General features: G+C 61.5%; 18 protein-coding genes. 8 read left to right on the top strand and 10 right to left on the bottom strand.

Annotated features, from left to right (window positions below; translation table 11 throughout):
- The first annotated feature begins 169 nt into the window (after positions 1-169).
- Entirely contained in the window at positions 170-1,033 is an 864-nt protein-coding gene (locus tag AB4P96_RS28645) for an alpha/beta hydrolase (RefSeq protein WP_395600346.1), read from the top strand.
- A gap of 8 nt (positions 1,034-1,041) precedes the next feature.
- Here AB4P96_RS28645 and AB4P96_RS28640 read toward each other — a convergent pair whose 3' ends face one another.
- From AB4P96_RS28640 to AB4P96_RS28625, 4 genes are all read right to left on the bottom strand, one after another.
- A complete protein-coding gene (locus tag AB4P96_RS28640) occupies positions 1,042-1,470 on the bottom strand; it encodes a hypothetical protein (RefSeq protein ID WP_177033385.1) in 429 nt (142 codons plus the stop codon).
- Between the two features lie 130 nt (positions 1,471-1,600).
- Positions 1,601-3,133: a M91 family zinc metallopeptidase gene (locus AB4P96_RS28635; RefSeq protein ID WP_395600345.1), complete on the bottom strand. Its 1,533-nt coding sequence runs from the start codon at positions 3,131-3,133 to the stop codon at positions 1,601-1,603.
- A gap of 124 nt (positions 3,134-3,257) precedes the next feature.
- Entirely contained in the window at positions 3,258-4,607 is a 1,350-nt protein-coding gene (locus AB4P96_RS28630) for an MATE family efflux transporter (RefSeq protein WP_017136734.1), read from the bottom strand.
- Positions 4,608-4,610: 3 nt separating this feature from the next.
- Positions 4,611-4,904 carry a hypothetical protein gene (locus AB4P96_RS28625; RefSeq protein WP_200433786.1) on the bottom strand — a complete coding sequence of 98 codons (294 nt, stop codon included), beginning with the start codon at positions 4,902-4,904 and terminating at the stop codon, positions 4,611-4,613.
- 154 nt (positions 4,905-5,058) lie between these two features.
- Between AB4P96_RS28625 and AB4P96_RS28620 the strand changes: the two genes are divergently transcribed.
- The 5 genes from AB4P96_RS28620 to AB4P96_RS28600 all read left to right on the top strand — a co-directional run bounded on the left by AB4P96_RS28620 (position 5,059) and on the right by AB4P96_RS28600 (position 9,734).
- Entirely contained in the window at positions 5,059-5,367 is a 309-nt protein-coding gene (locus AB4P96_RS28620; RefSeq protein WP_017136732.1) for a MazG-like family protein, read from the top strand.
- Positions 5,360-6,109, top strand: a complete 750-nt coding sequence (locus tag AB4P96_RS28615; RefSeq protein ID WP_017136731.1) for a methyltransferase — start codon at positions 5,360-5,362, stop codon at positions 6,107-6,109. The genes AB4P96_RS28620 and AB4P96_RS28615 overlap by 8 nt, the downstream gene beginning before the upstream one ends.
- A gap of 24 nt (positions 6,110-6,133) precedes the next feature.
- Positions 6,134-6,736 carry a DUF4136 domain-containing protein gene (locus AB4P96_RS28610; RefSeq protein WP_017136730.1) on the top strand — a complete coding sequence of 201 codons (603 nt, stop codon included), beginning with the start codon at positions 6,134-6,136 and terminating at the stop codon, positions 6,734-6,736.
- 45 nt (positions 6,737-6,781) lie between these two features.
- Positions 6,782-7,339, top strand: a complete 558-nt coding sequence (locus AB4P96_RS28605) for a DUF4136 domain-containing protein (RefSeq protein ID WP_099548144.1) — start codon at positions 6,782-6,784, stop codon at positions 7,337-7,339.
- Between the two features lie 418 nt (positions 7,340-7,757).
- Positions 7,758-9,734, top strand: coding sequence for a pilus assembly protein TadG-related protein (locus AB4P96_RS28600; protein WP_395600344.1), 1,977 nt, complete (start codon positions 7,758-7,760; stop codon positions 9,732-9,734).
- On the opposite strand, the gene AB4P96_RS28595 is transcribed toward AB4P96_RS28600, so the two are convergent.
- Entirely contained in the window at positions 9,731-12,460 is a 2,730-nt protein-coding gene (locus AB4P96_RS28595; RefSeq protein WP_395600343.1) for an ATP-binding protein, read from the bottom strand. The genes AB4P96_RS28600 and AB4P96_RS28595 overlap by 4 nt on opposite strands.
- Entirely contained in the window at positions 12,457-12,897 is a 441-nt protein-coding gene (locus tag AB4P96_RS28590; protein ID WP_017136727.1) for a TadE/TadG family type IV pilus assembly protein, read from the bottom strand. Before AB4P96_RS28590 ends, AB4P96_RS28595 begins: the two co-directional genes overlap by 4 nt.
- A gap of 72 nt (positions 12,898-12,969) precedes the next feature.
- Here AB4P96_RS28590 and AB4P96_RS28585 point away from each other — a divergent pair, with 72 nt between their 5' ends.
- Positions 12,970-13,443, top strand: coding sequence for a prepilin peptidase (locus AB4P96_RS28585; RefSeq protein ID WP_138449923.1), 474 nt, complete (start codon positions 12,970-12,972; stop codon positions 13,441-13,443).
- Between the two features lie 126 nt (positions 13,444-13,569).
- Positions 13,570-14,352, top strand: coding sequence for a response regulator transcription factor (locus tag AB4P96_RS28580; protein ID WP_017136725.1), 783 nt, complete (start codon positions 13,570-13,572; stop codon positions 14,350-14,352).
- A 188-nt stretch (positions 14,353-14,540) separates the two neighbouring features.
- Here AB4P96_RS28580 and AB4P96_RS28575 read toward each other — a convergent pair whose 3' ends face one another.
- From AB4P96_RS28575 to AB4P96_RS28560, 4 genes are read right to left on the bottom strand one after another with little or no spacing between them, the layout of a single operon-like run.
- Positions 14,541-14,810, bottom strand: coding sequence for a DUF3613 domain-containing protein (locus AB4P96_RS28575; RefSeq protein WP_017136724.1), 270 nt, complete (start codon positions 14,808-14,810; stop codon positions 14,541-14,543).
- Positions 14,811-14,812: 2 nt separating this feature from the next.
- Entirely contained in the window at positions 14,813-15,535 is a 723-nt protein-coding gene (locus tag AB4P96_RS28570) for a tetratricopeptide repeat protein (RefSeq protein WP_017136723.1), read from the bottom strand.
- Positions 15,536-15,545: 10 nt separating this feature from the next.
- On the bottom strand, positions 15,546-16,439 hold the full coding sequence (locus AB4P96_RS28565; RefSeq protein WP_099548149.1) for a type II secretion system F family protein: 894 nt from the start codon (positions 16,437-16,439) through the stop codon (positions 15,546-15,548).
- A 1-nt stretch (position 16,440) separates the two neighbouring features.
- A complete protein-coding gene (locus AB4P96_RS28560) occupies positions 16,441-17,322 on the bottom strand; it encodes a type II secretion system F family protein (protein ID WP_026013678.1) in 882 nt (293 codons plus the stop codon).
- Between the last annotated feature and the right edge of the window lie 5 nt (positions 17,323-17,327).

Raw genomic sequence — 17,327 nt, 5'->3', positions numbered from 1 at the left:
CAGGCTGACAAGGATCTCAAAGTGACAGAGATCCAGTGTGGGAGCGGGCTTGCCCGCGATGGCGGTGTATCAGTCCGCACATTCAGGGCTGACACACCGCCATCGCAGGCAAGCCAGCTCCCACATTTGGATTTTCGTTTGGTCGTACCTTCTGTGTGAGGTCTGAACGATGTCGAGCAAATGGCTGCAAGCGTTAACCCTGGCAGTCGCCGCATTCCTCTCGGCCTGCTCGCCGATCAAAGTGCTCAACGCACTGACCCCTTCCAGCACGTTCACCAAAACCTCATCGATTGCCTACGGCCCTGACCCGCGCCAGAGGCTCGATGTCTATCGCCCTGTCACCGCCTTGCCCAGCGCCCCGGTCGTGGTGTTTTTCTACGGCGGCAGCTGGAACAGCGGCTCCAAGGATGATTACGGTTTCGTTGGCGAAGCCCTGGCTTCACGCGGCATTGTGGTGGTCGTCGCGGACTACCGGCTCTATCCGCAAGTGCGTTACCCCGCTTTTCTCCAGGACGGCGCCCAAGCGGTGGCCTGGACTCATCAGCACATCGCCGAATATGGCGCCGACCCCAAGCAGCTCTACCTGATGGGCCATAGCTCCGGCGCGTACAACGCCTCGATGCTGGCGCTGGATGCGCGTTGGCTCAAAGAAGTGAACCTGTCACCCTCGATGCTCAAGGGTTGGATCGGCCTGGCCGGGCCTTATGACTTCCTGCCGATTGAAAACCGCGATGTGCGCCCTGTGTTTTTCTTCCCGGACTCGCCGCCCGATTCCCAGCCCATCAACCACGTCAGTTACGACGCTCCACCAAGCCTGTTGATCGCCTCGGTGAGCGACACGCTGGTCAACCCCACGCGCAATACGGGCGGGTTGGCTAACAAGCTGCGTGAAGCGGGTGTGCCAGTCGAGGCGTTTTATTTCACCAGAACCAGCCACGCGACATTAGTGGCGTCCATTGCCAAGCCATTGCGCTGGCTGGCGCCGGTGCTGGATCGGGTCACGGCGTTTATTCGCTCCACTCCAGGCCAGTGAGGCTGGCTTTACCGGATTATCAGGGTGTACTGCGCTGAGCTCTCGGGGCTGGTTTCCTCCAGCGCTACAGACTGCAGCGTGTTTTGCGCTGAAGGGCTGACTGTCAGACTAGCGCTATTGTCCATCAGTGTTCGACCCTGGGGTGGCAGCGTCGCTCTTATGCCTTGTTGTGTCACGAAGAAGTGGAAATCCGTTTGATTCCAAACCTCCACGCCTTTCTGGATGGCGGGCTGCGCTGGGAGTGTTGACGGAGCGTCGTCCAGTTTGAGTGTCCATTCGCCCGTGTCCGGAGTGACGGGGGGAACCTGAACGGACGGCTCGGCGACGGCTTCGGCAGGGGGCTTGGCTGGTTTCTTCTTGGACGAGCGAATAACAGCGGCGGCGATCAATGCGACCACTATCAACGCGCCGATAAGCAAGTAGGTGTTGTTACTCATGTGGGTTCTTCCTTGAGTGCAATAAGATCGCAGCCTTAAGCTGAAGGCTCTTCAGCGGCGATCTCCATTCAACGCCGGAAAGTCGGGTTTGTAACCTGTGAGAACTGACAGGTTGGCTCCCGTCTATTGATTAAACTGCGTGCGGCGCCTCATCCCATAGGTAGCGATCACGCAAGGGCACGCCCATTTCCTGGCGTAGCGCATTCTCGGTGAAGGGCGATGGATTGAGGGTCGTTGGCCGGGTGAGCGGGTTGTTGTCGTGATCGAACAGCTCCCCGTCCTCAATGGCGAGGCCGAGTGCTTGGTACTCGACGTTATTAACGAAAACCGGCTGACCGTAGCGCTCAATGGGGCTTCCATCGAGGCCAAAAGCCTGTTGGTTTCCGGGTTGGTAGGTGCCAGTGGCGCCATTGAAGGCATGGGCCAACTCGTGCTGGAGTGCAAGCATCGGTGTGGTCGACAGCTGTTGGCCGAAGTGGAAGGTTTGAAGCTCTATTTCGGCGTGAGTGGCGACTGCACCGGGCACCTCATTTTTGATGTAGCCCAATTCTGATTCGCTTTGAAACTGCGAAGATTGCCAAGCGGAAAGCGCGTCGCTGTAGGCGTTGCGGAAGTAGTAGTAACTGGCGTTCATGTCGGCAGACTCTCGCAGGGTGACGGGAGACCTTATGTCGTCCACGAAGTCGTCCATTTGCTCAAGCATCCGCTGGCCGACAGGCGAACCTCGAAGCTGGTCGAGAACGTCTTGCACGGCGTCGATGAACTCGGGTTTGCCTTCTATCTTCAGCCCTTTACTCCCGACGTCCTTGACCTCCATAAACGTGACGTTTGAAGGCCTATTGTGATGAATCTTGTCGGACGCTTTGGCGTAAATGCGATCTTTTTTACTCGTGGAGTGAATCACGTCATGGCCTGCGCCTGCGTAAAACGTGGTCTTGCGGGCGCCCACCAGTTTATCGTCACCGCGGCCTCCATTTAAAACGTTGATGCCTGCGCCTGCATACAGCTGGTCATTGCCTTGGTCGCCGTTCAAATACACCAGTCGGTGATTGGCGCCCTTGCCTGCATGCAGCACGTCATTGCCTTTGCCACCGCTCAGCACGGCACTGCCCGTGCCTGCGCGCATCCGATCATCGCCGTCACCACCCAAGGCGATTCCGCCACCGCTACCCAGGTGAATGGAGTCGTTGCCGCTGCCGCCATTGACCCGTGCATAGCCGGCGCCGGTCTTGACCCGGTCATTGCCGTCGCCCGTGATGATCCGAACAGGTGCCTTAACGCCAGGGCCAATGACCACCGAGTCATTTCCGCCCTGGGTCTCAATATTTATCATGTGCAGGTCTGTGCTTTCGGGCATTGGGAAGGGGTAGGTTTTCCCATTGATGATGGCCGTCAATGTCCTGCTGTCATGGGCTGTGATCTTTATATTGTCTGCCTGATCGCCGGTGACGATGTGAGTCATGCTGGCTGAGTGATAGTTGCCGGCACTGTCTTGCCAGGTTTCCACTTCGCGTTTGATCAGTACATTGGCTTCGTTGAACAACGTATGTGTCTGTTGCCCAATGTCAGGCGTGGGGGCCAACGGGCTGGGCGTTTCAGGCTGGGGTGCCAATGTCGGAGCGTCGGATGCGCCGAGGGGAATGCGGGGAAGTACTGTGTTCACGCAGGCTCCTGTTTCCTTCTGGCTCGCGAGAGTGGGCCAGGCGGATCCTCTGTGGTTGTAGCCCTTGCAAAGGCTCCACGCGCAGTTGTGAGTTTTTCTTACGCTGCAAACCGGCCATTCTTTACTAACGGGCGCTGAGCCAGCGGTCCTGTTTGTTCAGGCGCCAGGCAATTGCCCACAGTGTCAGGCTGCGCAGGGCCATGAACAGCAGGAAGGTGACCCACAGCCCATGATTGCCCAAGCCCTGCAAGGCCCATGCGAATGGCAGCACAATCACCACCGTCAACAGCATGCCGTTACGCATTTCCCGCGCGCGGGTTGCACCGATAAACAGGCCGTCCAGTAAATAGCTCCACACCGCAATCAACGGCAGTACGGCCAGGTAAGGCAGGTAGATATCGGCGGTTTCGCGCACGCTGGGGATATCGGTTTGCATGGCGATAAACAAGTGCCCGGCGAAGGTGAACAGCAGGGCGAACCCTAGGCTGGCGATCAATGACCAGCCACAAGCGACCACCAGCGAGCGGCGCAATGCCTGGCGATCATGGGCGCCGATGGCGTGCCCGCACAGCGCTTCCACTGCGTGGGCCAGACCGTCGAGGGCGTGGGCCGTCAACAGCAGACCATTGAGCAGCAGCGCATTGGCCGCCACGGTGGCATCGCCCAGGCGTGCGCCTTGCACCGTGATCATGAAAAACACCGACTGCAGCGCCAGGCTGCGGATAAAAATATCGCGGTTCACCGCCAACAGCGGCCGCCAGCTTTGCCACCGCTGCAAAGCGGCCCAGGCGATATGCCCGGGATACGCGCGCAGGGCTTTTTGCGTGAGGGCCAGGCCGAGCAGGGCGCCGGTCCATTCGGCGATAACGGAGGCGCGTGCTGAGCCGACCACACCCCAATCCAGACCGAGTACAAACCACAGGTTCAAGGCGATGTTGACCAGGTTGGTGGTCAGCAGGATAGCCAGTGGTGCGCGGGCATTTTGCGTGCCGAGGAACCAGCCGACCAAGGCATAGCTGGCCAGCGCGGCGGGCAGGCCGAACAAGCGGGTGTGGAAAAAATCGCGGGTCAGTTGGTTCAGCTCGGGCGAGGGCTGCATCCACTCCAGGGCCAGATGGCTCAGCGGAATGCCCACCGTGCCCAGCAGCATGGCCAGCCCCAGCGCCAGCAACAAACCTTGCAGCAGGATTTGCCTGAGCGCCGCGCCATCCCCGCGCCCGGCGGCTTGTGCGGCAAACCCGGTGGAGCCCATGCGCAGAAAGCCCATGGCCCAGGCCAGGAAGGTGTACAGGCTGGCGCCCACGGCCACAGCACCGAGTTGATGGGCATGGGGCAGGTGGCCGATGACCATGCTGTCCACCAGGGCCACCAGCGGCACCGAGATGTTCGACAAGATCATCGGCGCAGCCAATGCCCAGACGCGGCGATGGGTGCGGCGGTCGCGCCAATCGGTCAGCAGGGTGAGTGTTTTCAAGTATTAATGCACAACCCAGCTGAGCAACCACAAACCCAGCATCAACCAGATAATTCCCATAATGATCGAGGCGCGCATAAACGCACGCACCGCCGAGTACAGCAACATCAACCCGATGATGAGGGCGGCGATGCTGATGATCGAGGTGTCCATGCCCAATGTGCGCGACAGGCCTTCAATAAAGTTGCCGCCCGCGTGGGTCAAGGCGCCGAACAGCCCGCTGAGCCCGTCGACGATAAAGCGGATGACGGAACCCAGTGCCTGGCCCAACCATCCGAAAAAGCTTTCTACCTGCATGTGTGTGTCCTGATGAAGAGGTGGGCGTCGCTGAGCCTTTGGTCGTTATTACACCAAGCGAGTTCCCTTTTAGCATAGAGGTTTACGCGTTACAGGGATTCACTTGCCTTCGCTCGGCATCCGCCCGAAGCTATACACCTTCAGGAGCCCCCGCATGAACCTCGAACACCTCACCGAACGCTTGCACCGTATTCGCGATACCAACGACTGGAAGCGCTTCCACAGCCCTAAAAACCTGGCCATGGCCGCCAGTGTGGAAATGTCCGAGCTGGTGGAAATATTCCAGTGGCTGACCGAAGACCAGTCGCGCCAACTGCCGGCGGACAAACTCACCCACGCCGGGCAGGAAGTCGGCGATATCGTGCTGTACCTGCTGTTGCTGTGCAGTGAGCTGGGCCTGGACATGAACGAAGTGGTACGCGCCAAACTGGCCGACAGCGAACGGCGGTTTGCCCATGAGTGACCGTCACTTCGACCAGTTGGCCACGCGCTTTGCCGAGAAGATCTACGGTGGCGCCAAAGGCGCGATTCGCCTGGCAGTGTTGCAGGCCGACCTGACTGAAGCCTTGCCCGAGCGCCCTTTGCGCGTACTCGATATCGGCGCGGGCCTGGGGCATATGTCGCTGTGGCTGGCTGAGCGCGGCCATCAAGTGACCCTGGCCGAGCCCGCCGAGCCGATGCTTGAAGGCGCCCGTCAGCGGTTTGCCGACGCCGGGCAGACCGCGACTTTTATCCATGCGCCCTGGCAGCAATTGCTCGGCCAACTCACCGAGCCCTACGACCTGGTCCTGTGCCACGCCGTGCTCGAATGGCTGGCCGAACCTCACGCGATCCTGCCGGTGCTGCACCAGCTCACGGTGCCCGGCGGCTGGTTGTCGCTGGCGTTCTACAACCGTGATGCGCTGATTTACCGCAACCTGCTCAAAGGCCACTTCCGCAAAATGCGCAAGAACGACATGGCCGGCGAGAAGCAAAGCCTTACCCCGCAACAACCGCTCGACCCACGGGAACTGGCGGCGCAACTCGAAGGGCTTTGGCAGGTCGAAAGCCAAAGCGGCGTGCGGGTGTTCCACGACTATATGCCGATGGAGTTCCAGGCTCGCGCCAATCTGCAGGACTTGTTGGAGATGGAACTCGCTCACCGTCGTCACCCAAGCTTTGCCGGACTTGGGCGTTATTTGCACTGGATCTGCCGTCCGGTTTAAGCGGCCCAGTCTGCGGAGGTCGAAATGCGTCGTCTCTGTTTGATCCTGTTATCCCTCGGCTTGGGTGCCTGTTCCACGCCCAACCCCTACGTGGCCGCCTCGGCCCCGATGCCGCCGGCTCCGGCCCAGGCAGCGAATACCTTTGATGCCAGCGCCTACCCGGCGCCGATGCGCGACTATGGCGCCTACCGCAGTTGGGGCTGGCTTAACGGCCAGTTGCCCGCGGGGACGGCCTGGGCGGATTCGGCGCAAATAGCCGAAGCGGTCAGCGGCGCTCTAGATCAGCGCGGCTTGCGCCCTTTGCATGACAGCCGCGCCCCCGACCTGCTGGTAACTGCTGACGTGCGTCTGGAAAAACGCCTGCGCCAGGTGCAGGACGACTATGGCTACGGCTACGGTGGCTATAACCGCTATGGCAATGGCTACGGCATGTACAACACGGTGCCGGTGGTACGCACCTATGAAGTGACAGTTGCGGTGGCCCGCGTGAGCCTGTTCGATGCCCGCACGCGCCAGCCGGTATGGAGCACCAGCGCCGAAACCACCAGCCAGGGTAGCCTGAGCGAACGCGCTGATGCGTTGCGCGAAGCGATGCAGAAGGCAATGAGCGCTTATCCACCCAGTTAGCAGCTATTCTCATCTCAGGCTTATTCCATTTTTTGGAGAACCCTCATGCTTCGTCGCCTTGCTGCACTCGCTGTAGTGGTCTTGTTGAGTGGCTGCCAGACCAGCCAGGTCAACCATGACTTTGATGCCAGCCGCGATTTTGGCGCGTACCGCAACTGGGCCTGGAAAGACCCGGCCCTGCAATACCGCCCGGATGATCCACGGATCAAGAGCGACCTCACCGAGCAACGCATTCGCCAGGCCGTGGGCGAGCAACTCGACCAGCGCGGCCTGCGCCCCGCCGCTGCAGGCACCAGGGCCGACCTGAATGTACAGGCCTACCTGATCGTCGAAGAGCGCCAGCAACAAGTCACCACCAACTACGGCGGCGCCTGGGGCGGCCCGTGGAATGGCTACTGGGGCGGGCCGATGTACAACGAAACGCGCAACATCACCTACAAAGTGGCGACCATCCAGATCGACCTGCTCGACGGCAAGGACGGCAAACTGGTATGGCGTGGCAGCGACGAGCAGATGATGGCCAGCACGCCGAACCCGCAGGATCGCAGTGATGCCATTCGCAGCACGGTGACCAGGATCCTCTCCAACTACCCTCCGCACTAAAGACCACCGCCAAACCCTGTGGGAGCGGGCTTGCCCGCGATAGCGGTCTGTCAGTCACCGATGCATTGACTGATCCGCCGCCATCGTGGCACAGGTATCTACACAACGTTTGAAGGCAGCCAATTTCTCCTGTGGCGAGCAGGCTTGTCCTGCGTTGGGCCGCGAAGCAGCCCCAAACCCGGACGCTGAGTTCTTTCAGGAAAACTGCAGTGCCTATACTGGGGCCGCTTCGCGACCCAACGCAGGACAAGCCTGCACGCCACAACAGCCCACTTGCCAATAACCGGTTGTATAGATATCGATGGCCATCGCGGGCAAGCCCCACATTTTTGATCTTCACCACCTCCAGCCCTTGTCTACACTCAATAGCATCCCAGGAGAGTAAGCGCTCGGCAACTCGCCGGCACAGGAGTGCTCGATGTCTCCCCGACTTGGTTCCAGGCAAGGTGGCGCAATCGGCCTGATGGCCGCCGGCGTGTTGGCGGTGGCGCTGGCCTTTACATTGCTGATGATCGACAGCGGCCGCCTGTACCTGGAGAAGCGTAAGCTGCAAGGCGTGGCAGACACGGCGGCGCTGGAAGCGGTGAGCCGCAGCGGCACGTGCCTGAGCGGGTTGAGCGCGGCGGCGTTTGCCGGGCAGAGTGTGGCGCGCAATCATTTTGTGGTGGGCAGCGGCAATACCCTGGTGACCCAATGCGGCACCGTGACCACCGGCGCGTCGGGCCGGCGCATGTTCAGTGCCAATCCTGCAGTGTCATCGGCGATTCAAGTGGTGGTGAGCAAAACCGTGACCACCAGCGTGGCCGCCGGGGTTTGGGCGTTGTTCTCCGGCAATCCGGTGAGCATCAATACCGTATTGACCGCGACCGCCGTAGCGGCGGTGCCCACGCCACCTTCGGCCCAACTGACCATCAACAGCACCCTGGCCAGCGTCAACACCGCAAGTGCGAGCCTGTTGAACCCGCTGTTCAGTGGCTTGCTCGGCGGTAACGTCAACCTGACGGTCGCCGGGTGGAATGGTTTGCTCAATACCAATATCAACCTGCTCAGTTACCTCAACCAACTGGCGGTCAACCTCAACGTGGCCGCCGGTAACTACACCCAGCTGCTCAACACCAACGTCACCGCCGCGCAATTGATCCAGGCCGCGGTCACCGTACTGACCGTCAACGGCGCAACGGCGGACGTGATCACCGCCCTGGGCAGCTTGCAAGTCGCCGCGATCAACCAGGCACCGTTGACCGTCGGGCAGATTTTGCAATTGCAGACCGGCACCACCGCTGCGGCGCTGAATGCCAACTTGCAGGTGTTCCAACTGATCCAAGGGGTGGTGCAACTGTCCAATAGCCAGAGCGCGGCGGCGGCGACCTTGCCCGTGAGTGTGCTGGGGTTGGCCAATATCACCACCCAGGTCAAAGTGATCGAACCGCCACAGTTGTCGGCGATCGGCAACCCGGTGCTGGCGGCGGCCAACCCTACAGGGCCAAATAAAATTTACGTACGTACCGCCCAGGTGCGCACTGAAGTGACCGTGAGCTTGCCGGTATTAAGTGCGTTGTCGGGGCTGAACACAGCGGTAAACGACTTGTTGGGTCCACTGACGCCGGTGCTCGGCAGCCTGCTGAACCTGAACCTGGTGAGCACGATCAACTCGGCCTTGTGCTTGCTGGGCGCCGGTTGCCAGCAGGCGGATTTACTGGTGCTGCCCGGCAACCTGCCGATTAACATCGTACTGGATGCCGGGGCCGCGAGCAGTTACGTCACCGCCTACAGCTGCCCCACCGGCAACGCGGGCACCAAGAGCCTGACGGCGTACACCACCACCTCGCTGGCGTCGTTGAATGTGGGCAGTATTACCAATGCGTTTTCCACCACCTTACCGATGACGGTAGCGCCGTTACCCCTGATTGATATTGGTACCAAGACCTGCCACAAGATACTCGGCATCGGCAGCTGTGACCCGCGCGTGCCGTTTGCCGGTGGTGGCATCGCGATCAAGGTGGTCAGTCCGATTGCGCAGAGCAATCAAACCCTGGTGTTCTCCAGTACCACGCCGTTTGCCACGCCGCCGAACGTGGGCCTTGCGCCGACCTATCAGGCTGCGACACCCGCCACCAATGTGGTGAGCAGCCTTTCAACCACGCTCAATGGCGTGGGCATCACGGCTTACCAACCGTCCGGAGGAAGCCCGTTGGGCATTCTGGCGCCTACGGTCACAGCGCTGCTCAGTGGCGTCAGCGCGATTGTCACGCCGGTGGTGGATGGCTTGCTCGGCCCGCTGCTCAACCCGATCCTCAACAACCTGCTGAGTATGCTCGGCATCAGCCTGGTGAATGTGAACGTCGGCGCCAACCTCACCTGTGGCCAGACCGGCGAGGCTTACCTGGTGATTTAAACGTCGATGGCCCTGGGCAGTTCCACGCAGAACCGTGCGCCGTGTTCGCCGTTGCTGACGCTCAGGCGCCCGCCCATGTTCTCGACGATGCCGTAACTCACCGACAAGCCCAACCCGGTGCCCACGCCAATCGGCTTGGTGGTAAAAAACGGCTCGAAGATGCGCTCCAGCAAGCGCGGGTCGATGCCGCCGCCGTTGTCTTCGACCCAGATACGCACGTGGCGGCTGTCGTGTTCGGTGTGCAAGGCAATCCACGGGCGCAGCTCGGGGTTTTTTTCGCGCTGGCTCAACAGCGCATCGCGGGCGTTGACCATCAGGTTGATCAGCACTTGCTCAAGCTGGTCGACGTAGCCTTTGACCTGCACCGGGATATCCGCCTGGGTCAGGCGCACTTCAACGCCTTTGCCACGCAGGCCTTCACTGAGCAACGATAAGGTGCCCTCCAACGCCTGCGCTGGGTCAAAAGGTTGCTGCTCAACCTCCGAGCGGCGGCCGAACACACGCATATGGTCGACCACCCGCGCCGCACGCTGCACCTGGGCGTCGATGCGCTGGAGTTTTTCGGTCAGGTAGTCGATCTGCACGTCGCCATTGCTCAGGCGCTTGAGCACATTGACGATGGCCATGCGCATCACGTTCAGCGGCTGGTTGATCTCATGGGCCAGGCCCGTGGCCATTTCACCGAGGGTGGCCATTTTCGCGCTTTGCGTAAGTTGCTGCTGGGAGCGCCGCACTTCGGTGTTGTCGCGGCCCACGGCCTGCACTTCCACAAGGGTGCCGTGCTCATCAAAGACGCCTCGGTCCGACCACACCCACCAGGCATGTTCGCGGCCGGGCAATTGCAGGCTGATTTCGGCTGTGCTCACCGGGAACTCCGGCGTCAACTGCTGTATGCGCTGCACAAACGCTTCGCGCTGTTCGGTCGACAGCCATTCACCCAGGTTGACCCCGCGCAACTGCGCAGGTAGGCACTCCAGGTAATTGGCCAGCGGCGTGTTGCCGAAGGTCAGGGTCAGGTCCGGGCGGTAGCGGCAGATCATTGCCGGGGAGTCTTCCACAAGGATGCGATAGCGCTCCTCACTGTCCTTGACCTGCTGGGCGGCCAAGGTTGCCTCGGTCACATCCAGCCACAGGCCGACCGCTTCTACCGGCACGCCCAAGTCGTCGCGCAGCAGCTTGGCTTCGTCGAGCAGCCAGTGGTAATCCCCGTGTGTGTCTTGCACGCGGTAACGGCTGCGCACGCTGCCTTCACGCAGCAATTGGCGGGTGCGCTGGAAGTACAGGTCGCGGTCGTCCGGGTGTACCCATTGCACCAGGCTGTCATGGGTGCATTCGGCCAGGGTGCGACCGAGCAAGGGCAGCAGACTGTGACTGAAAAACACCGGCTGCAGCGCGCCATTCACATAGCGCTGCACATAGATCACCGCCGGTGAGCTGGCAATCAGGTTATCCAGGCGGGCGCGGGCGGCATCGGCTTGCAGCTGCTGGTTCTGGATGTCGCTGATGTCGAGCATAAAACCGACCCAGCGCCGCTGTTCACCGGCGCCCAGCACCTGGCCCTGCACGCGATACCAGGTCGGCGCGACGCTGTCGCCACGGTTGAGGCGCGCGCTGGCGAGCAAGGGTTTGCCGAGGGTTTGCAGGTCGCGTAGACGGCTGTGCAGTTCCTGGCGGTCGGCGGGGTGAATGTGGTTCAGCCACGCTTCGAGGGGTTGCCGGGTTGGGCCGTCTTCCGGGTCGAGGTTGCGCATCAATTGGGGGGCGAGCTGGATCTCGCCGCTGGCGGGCAATAACTCAAACCAGCCCGTGCCCAGCAGGCCTTGCAACGCTTCCTGGCGCTCGAGTTGTTGATGGTGACGGTGTTCGCGCAGGCGGCTGAGCAGTGGGGCGGCGAGGGCGGCGGCGAGGTTCAGCCAGTCGCGGTCGTTGCTGTGCAGTTGGCCACTGTACGCGCCGCACAGCAGCCATGCGGCGATGCCTTGGCCATCGCGATAGGGCACAAGGAACCCATCGGCATTGCCGAAAATACTGTGCAAACGCGGGTGCTCGCCGCGCCCATAAGGCGCTTTCAGGCTCAGCGGCGTGGTGCCGTTGAGGCTGTCCAGGCAGGTTCCGAGGCGTTGCCCAGTGTGCCAGAACAACGGTGCATCATGGTTGGCGTACTGGCTGTAGACCCTCCAACCCTGGTCTTCCTGATCGAGCAGCGCCAGGGCCACGCAGGGGATACGCCAGCGCTGCGCCACGCTGCTTAACTGTTCGTTGAACACCTCGGGCAGGCGGCTGAGGCTGCACACGCGCAGTTGCTCACTGACGCGGCTGCTCAATTGGTGGTTCTGTTCGCGCTGCTCGGCCAATTGCCGGCCGCCGAGCAAATCACCAATGTCTACGGCATGCAGCAGCCAGCCATTGTCGTGGGGTTCAAGCGTGCCGCGGGTGTGCAGGGTTTGCCCGGCGATCCCGTGAAAGTCCAGGTCGAGGCTGTGGCGCTGCCAGTCGGCGGGCACGCCTTCAACCGTTACGGCGCTATGGGCACTCAGCAGCTCTTGCAAGCGCGGCGAGTTAACCAGTGGCGGTAACTGTGGGCGCAACGTGCCGCTGAGGTCGAGCACGCGGCCTTGGCTATCCAGGTGTACGTGCAACCCGGCAGGCGGCGGCGCGGGCGTGTCGATTTCCAGCGCGCCATTGCGACCGAGCAAGCGCCCGAAAAGTCTGTCCCCCGAAGTCAAAACTGCAGGCTCGACTGGGCCTGCAGAGTTGCCGGTAACTGCGGCACGGTGCCGATGCCCGGCAGGACAATAAAGGGCAGCACCGCCTGGAGGTTGGCCGACGGGTAGTTGATCTGCACCGACAACAGCCCGCTGGTGAAGGTGGTGGTGACTTGGGTGGAAGCGTCGAATTTGTAGGCGTTGGGAATCCACCCCAAGCGGTTGGCGACCGCCGTTTTGGCAGTGGCCTGTACGGCGGCGGGGTAGCCTTGCATATTCGGGTCCAGCCCTACGCTCTGGCGCACGGCTTCGGCGGTGGCCTGGTTGAACGACTGCAACAGCAGCAGCGGCAGGCTATAGCTGACCGTGCCGTAGAACACGGCAAAAAAAATCACAAACACGGCAATGAACTCGATGGCTGCCGCGCCTTTTTGCTTTTCCGGGAGGCTTGTTTTCATCACCGCGTCTACCCTGACGGCTACTACTTGATATCAGCATAGAATCAATCGGCGAAAAGGGATGTTTTTTACGTGATCCATAGTGCAGTGGTGCTGTTGTGGTTGGGGCTGTGTGCCGTGCAGGACGTTCGCCAGCGCTTGCTTGCCAATCGCCTGACGCTGGGCGCGGCGTTGTTGGCGTTGATCTACCTCGTGTGGACGGGCAACACCTGGCTCGGCGCCTCCGTCGGGCAGGGGCTGTGGGCGTTTTTCCTGGCGCTGCTGCTGACCTTGCCCGGTTACGCCCTGGGCCGCCTGGGAGCGGGGGATGTAAAGCTGCTCGCGGCCTTGGCGCTGGCCTCCAATGCCGACTATTTGCTGGGTTCATTTGTGGGGGCCGCGATCGCCAATTTGCTGTGGCTATTGGCAGCGCCAAAGCTTTGGCCGCTTATGAGTCAAGGGGTTAAAAAGCATCTGGGTTATCTGGCGCCGGACCCGTCAAGAAAACTGCCGTTTGCGCCGTTTTTACTGGTGGGGTTCGCCGCCACCTGGTTTTGGATCCATTAATCGCCTGAGGGTATTAACGCTATGTACATAGTCGGAAAGTACGTCTACGTTTAATACGTAGATGTACGGGAATATTCGTGGTGAAGGATTAGTCAAACTTTTGGCTTGCAATGCATGGAGTAGCGCGTGAACAAGCTTACCTCTGCAGTAAAAGTGCTCGTGGTCGACGATCAACCGCTGATCGTGGAAGAGCTCTGTGAATTTCTTGAAAGCAGCGGTTTCCGCTGCGTCCCGTGTGAATCCAGCCAGCAGGCCTTGAAGCGTTTTACCGAAGACGCCGAGATTGGCCTGGTGCTGTGCGATCTGCATATGCCGGACATGGACGGCATCGAGTTGGTCCAGGCCCTGCAGAAGGTAGCGGGCAAGCAACGCGCCTTTGAGGCGATCATGTTGACCGGCCGTGCGGACAAGCAGGATGTGATCAAGGCGCTGCGCGCGGGGATCGCGGATTACTACCAGAAGCCAATCAACCTCGATGAGCTGCTCGAAGGCTTGCAGCGCCAGGAAGCGGCGTTGGAGGAGCGCAAGAAAGAGCTGCAACTGGGGCACTTGAACCAGAAGCTGCAATTTCTTTCCGAGTCCATCAACGACCTGTACCAGGACCTCGACAAAGCACGCCGCAGCCCGCCAGGGCATGAGAATGACGAGGCGTCGGCCGAGGAGGCCGGGCCGGTGGAGATTCCGGCGATCTTCAACCAACTGTCGCCACGTCAGCTGGATGTGGCGCGGCTGGTGGGCAAGGGGCAGACCAATTATCAGATTGCCTGTGAGCTGGGCATTACCGAGAACACCGTGAAGCTGTATGTGTCCCAGGTGCTGCGCCTGACGCACATGCATAACCGCACGCAGTTGGCGCTGGCGTTGTCGCCTAACAACTCGGCGATGCGCCAGCGAGTCACCGCCCACTGAGTGGGAGCGGGCTTGCTGTGGCGAGGGAGCTTGCTCCCGTTGACTGCGCAGCAGTCTCCGGCTTTTTTGGGGGCGCTTCGCACCCCAGCGCAAGCAAGCTTGCTCGCCACAGAAAGCCCGCTTGTGTCTGAATGATCGTTCCCACGCTCTGCGTGGGAATGCCGCCCAGGACGCTCCGCGTCCTGCTATCAACTACCGCCCTGGGCTGTCCCGCCCGCCTTCTGATCGAAGTACTCCGGAATCGGGTGCTTGTAGCTTTCCAGCAAGCGTTGCGCCGCCAGGTCACGCTCGGCGGCTGAGGCTTTTTGCTGGGTGCTTGAGGCCGCTTTCCCGCTGGACTGCAAGGTCAGCCAGCTTTCGGTCACCGCCTGCTGCGGCGATGACGGGCCGGGCTCAATGGCCATGACACTGAGGGGCAGTGCCAGCACGGCGAGGCTGGTGAGATATAGCATTTTCATGATCAATTCCTCGGGGTGCTTGCGGCATCACTCATGGTAGCCACCTGGTCTTTGACCTTGGCGACGGGAACGCTGGCGCCTTTGAGTTTCTCGGCGCGGGCCTGGGCGTCGGTAACTTGTTCAGGGCTCAGGTTCATTTGGCTGGCCACCTGCGCGGCCTGCTTCCAGTTGTCCTGATAGATCATCAGGGTCACCAGATTGATCGCCGCCAGCGGGTCGCTCTGCTTGAGCTCCATGGCAGTCATGAACTCGAAGCGTGCGTCTTCCAGGCGCAGTTGGTTGAGGTACACCACGCCCAGGTCATTGCGGATTTTTTCATCCGTCGGCGCCAACCGGGCCGCGCGTTGCAAGTGCGCCATGGCTTGGCCGTTGTCGCCCTTGGCCGAGGCCAACTGGCCCAGGCCGTGTTCGCCTTCAGCCGCCATGCAGGTGCCGATCAGGCTTTGATAAAGCGGCTGTGCCTCGCTACGCCCGAGCAGGCGATACGCCTTGGCCTGGCGCAGGCGCACCTGGGGCAGGTTGGCCGGCAGGCTCTGCAGGTTCGCCAGGCTGGCGTGCAGCTTGCCGTCGCCGGCCATTTCATCGGCCAGGTTTAGCGCCAGTTCCTGGTCCGACCCAGGTTTGGGGCAACTGCCGCCCGCTGTCAGGGCCGCCCACGGCGTTTGGCCGTTGGTGGCACACCCCCCGAGCAGCAACAGGCTCAAACCGGCTATCAAGGCTTTCATCGGGCGGTCCTCATAAGTTACTCAAGGCCCGGGAGATGCCGATGAACGCCGGCCCCCCGAGCACGATCAGCAGGGCGGGAAACAGGAACACCATCATCACCACCGACATCTTTGCCGACATCTTCGACACGAATTCCTGAATGCGCGTAAGGCGGCGGTCGTCGAGCAATTGTTTGAGCGCCAGCAGCGATTTCATTGCACCGCCGCCTTGCTGGACCAGTTGCTGGAGGATGGTGCAGGTGTCGGTGAATTCATCCACGGCCAGCATCCGCGCGGTCTTGCCCAGCTCTTCGCTCAGCTCCAGGCCGGAGTCGACACGCGTCAGGATCAGGCGCAGTTCATAAGTCAGGTCCGGCAGCAGGCGCTGCGCTTCAATGCTCAGCACGCGCAGCGCTTGTTCAACCGCCATGCCGGACTCGAACAGGATGCGCAGCAGCGGAATGAAGGTCGAGACCTCACGGGAAATGCGCTGCTGACGCGCCTTGGCGGCCCAGGCCAGGATGCGTTTGGGCAACAGGTAACCGATGCCCATACCGATTGCGGGCGCCAGCCACGGCGAGGCCGTGTGGGGAAACAGCAGCTCCTGGCCCACCAGCACCACGCCCAGCGCCACTAGCGGCGTGCCGACCTGCAGGGCGGCGAACATGGAACGTTGGCTGGCCTGGCGCCAACCGACGCGGCTGAGCAGCAGTTGGGTTTCGTTGTCCAGGCTGACCGAGCGTTGCGCGATAGGGCTGTTGCCCAATTGGCGCATCAACGTATTGAGCGTGCGTTCACGGCCCATCTGGCCCTGCAAGCGCTGGGCGACGAGGCGCTGGCCGCGCCGGTGTTTGAGCAGGTTGGCCAGCACCAGCGCCAGGGCGGCCAGGAGCATTACGGCGCTGATCAGCAGTGGGATAGCCATCTCATACACTCCGCAGCATGCGCCACAAGGTGAAGCAGCCCAGCAGTTGCATGCCGAGTGCCACGAACAACAGCGTGCGCCCGGTGCCGTCGTTCCACATGGTCATCAGGTACGCCGGGTTCACCACCAGGAAGTAGCCGATCATCGAGATGGGCAGGGCGCCGAGCACGTAGGCGGTCACGCGGGTTTCGCCGGTCAGGGCGCGCAACTGGCGGGCGGCCTGCTCGCGCTCGCGGATCATCTTGATCAGGTTTTCCAACAGTTCGCTGGCATTGCCGCCATAGCGATGGTTGATCTTCAAGCCCAGCGCAAACAGGCGAAACTCATCACGCTCGTAGAACTCGGCAAAGTCGTGGGTCGACTCCGGCAGGCTTACGCCCAACTGCACATTGCGCTGGATACGGCCCATGGCCTGTTGCAGCGGGTCTTCGGTGATCTCGATACCGCCCAGCACCGAGTCGGCCAGGGTGCGCCCGGCCTTGAGGCTGCGCACGGTGTGGTCGAGCAATTGCGGCAGCTGTTCGATCATGCGCTTGATGCGCCGCTGGTAGCGCCAGGCGATGTACAGGCGCAGCAGCACCGGCGGCAGCACCAGCATCACCAGCAGGCCGAGCCAGCCGGCCACCAGCAGCCCCAACGCCACGCCCAGGGCCCAGATCGCCAGCCACAGGCCCAGGCTGTCCGTGGGTTTGCCCAGGCCTGCGCGCAGGAACATCCGTTCCACGCCACTCCACTGGTTGGCTTCTTCGGTGAGCTGCGGCTGGCCCTCGGCGAGCCGGCTCAGTACCCGCTCGGTCTGGGCACGGCGCAGGCCGTTCTGAAAGGAGCGGATCGACAGGCCGATCAGGATCAAACAGATAAGTAGCAGGATGGCCCCGGTCATGGTCA

It is taken from the genome of Pseudomonas sp. B19125 (genome assembly GCF_044218855.1).
Classification (GTDB): Bacteria; Pseudomonadota; Gammaproteobacteria; order Pseudomonadales; family Pseudomonadaceae; genus Aquipseudomonas; species Aquipseudomonas edaphica.
This window is presented reverse-complemented; position numbering and strand designations above follow the sequence as displayed.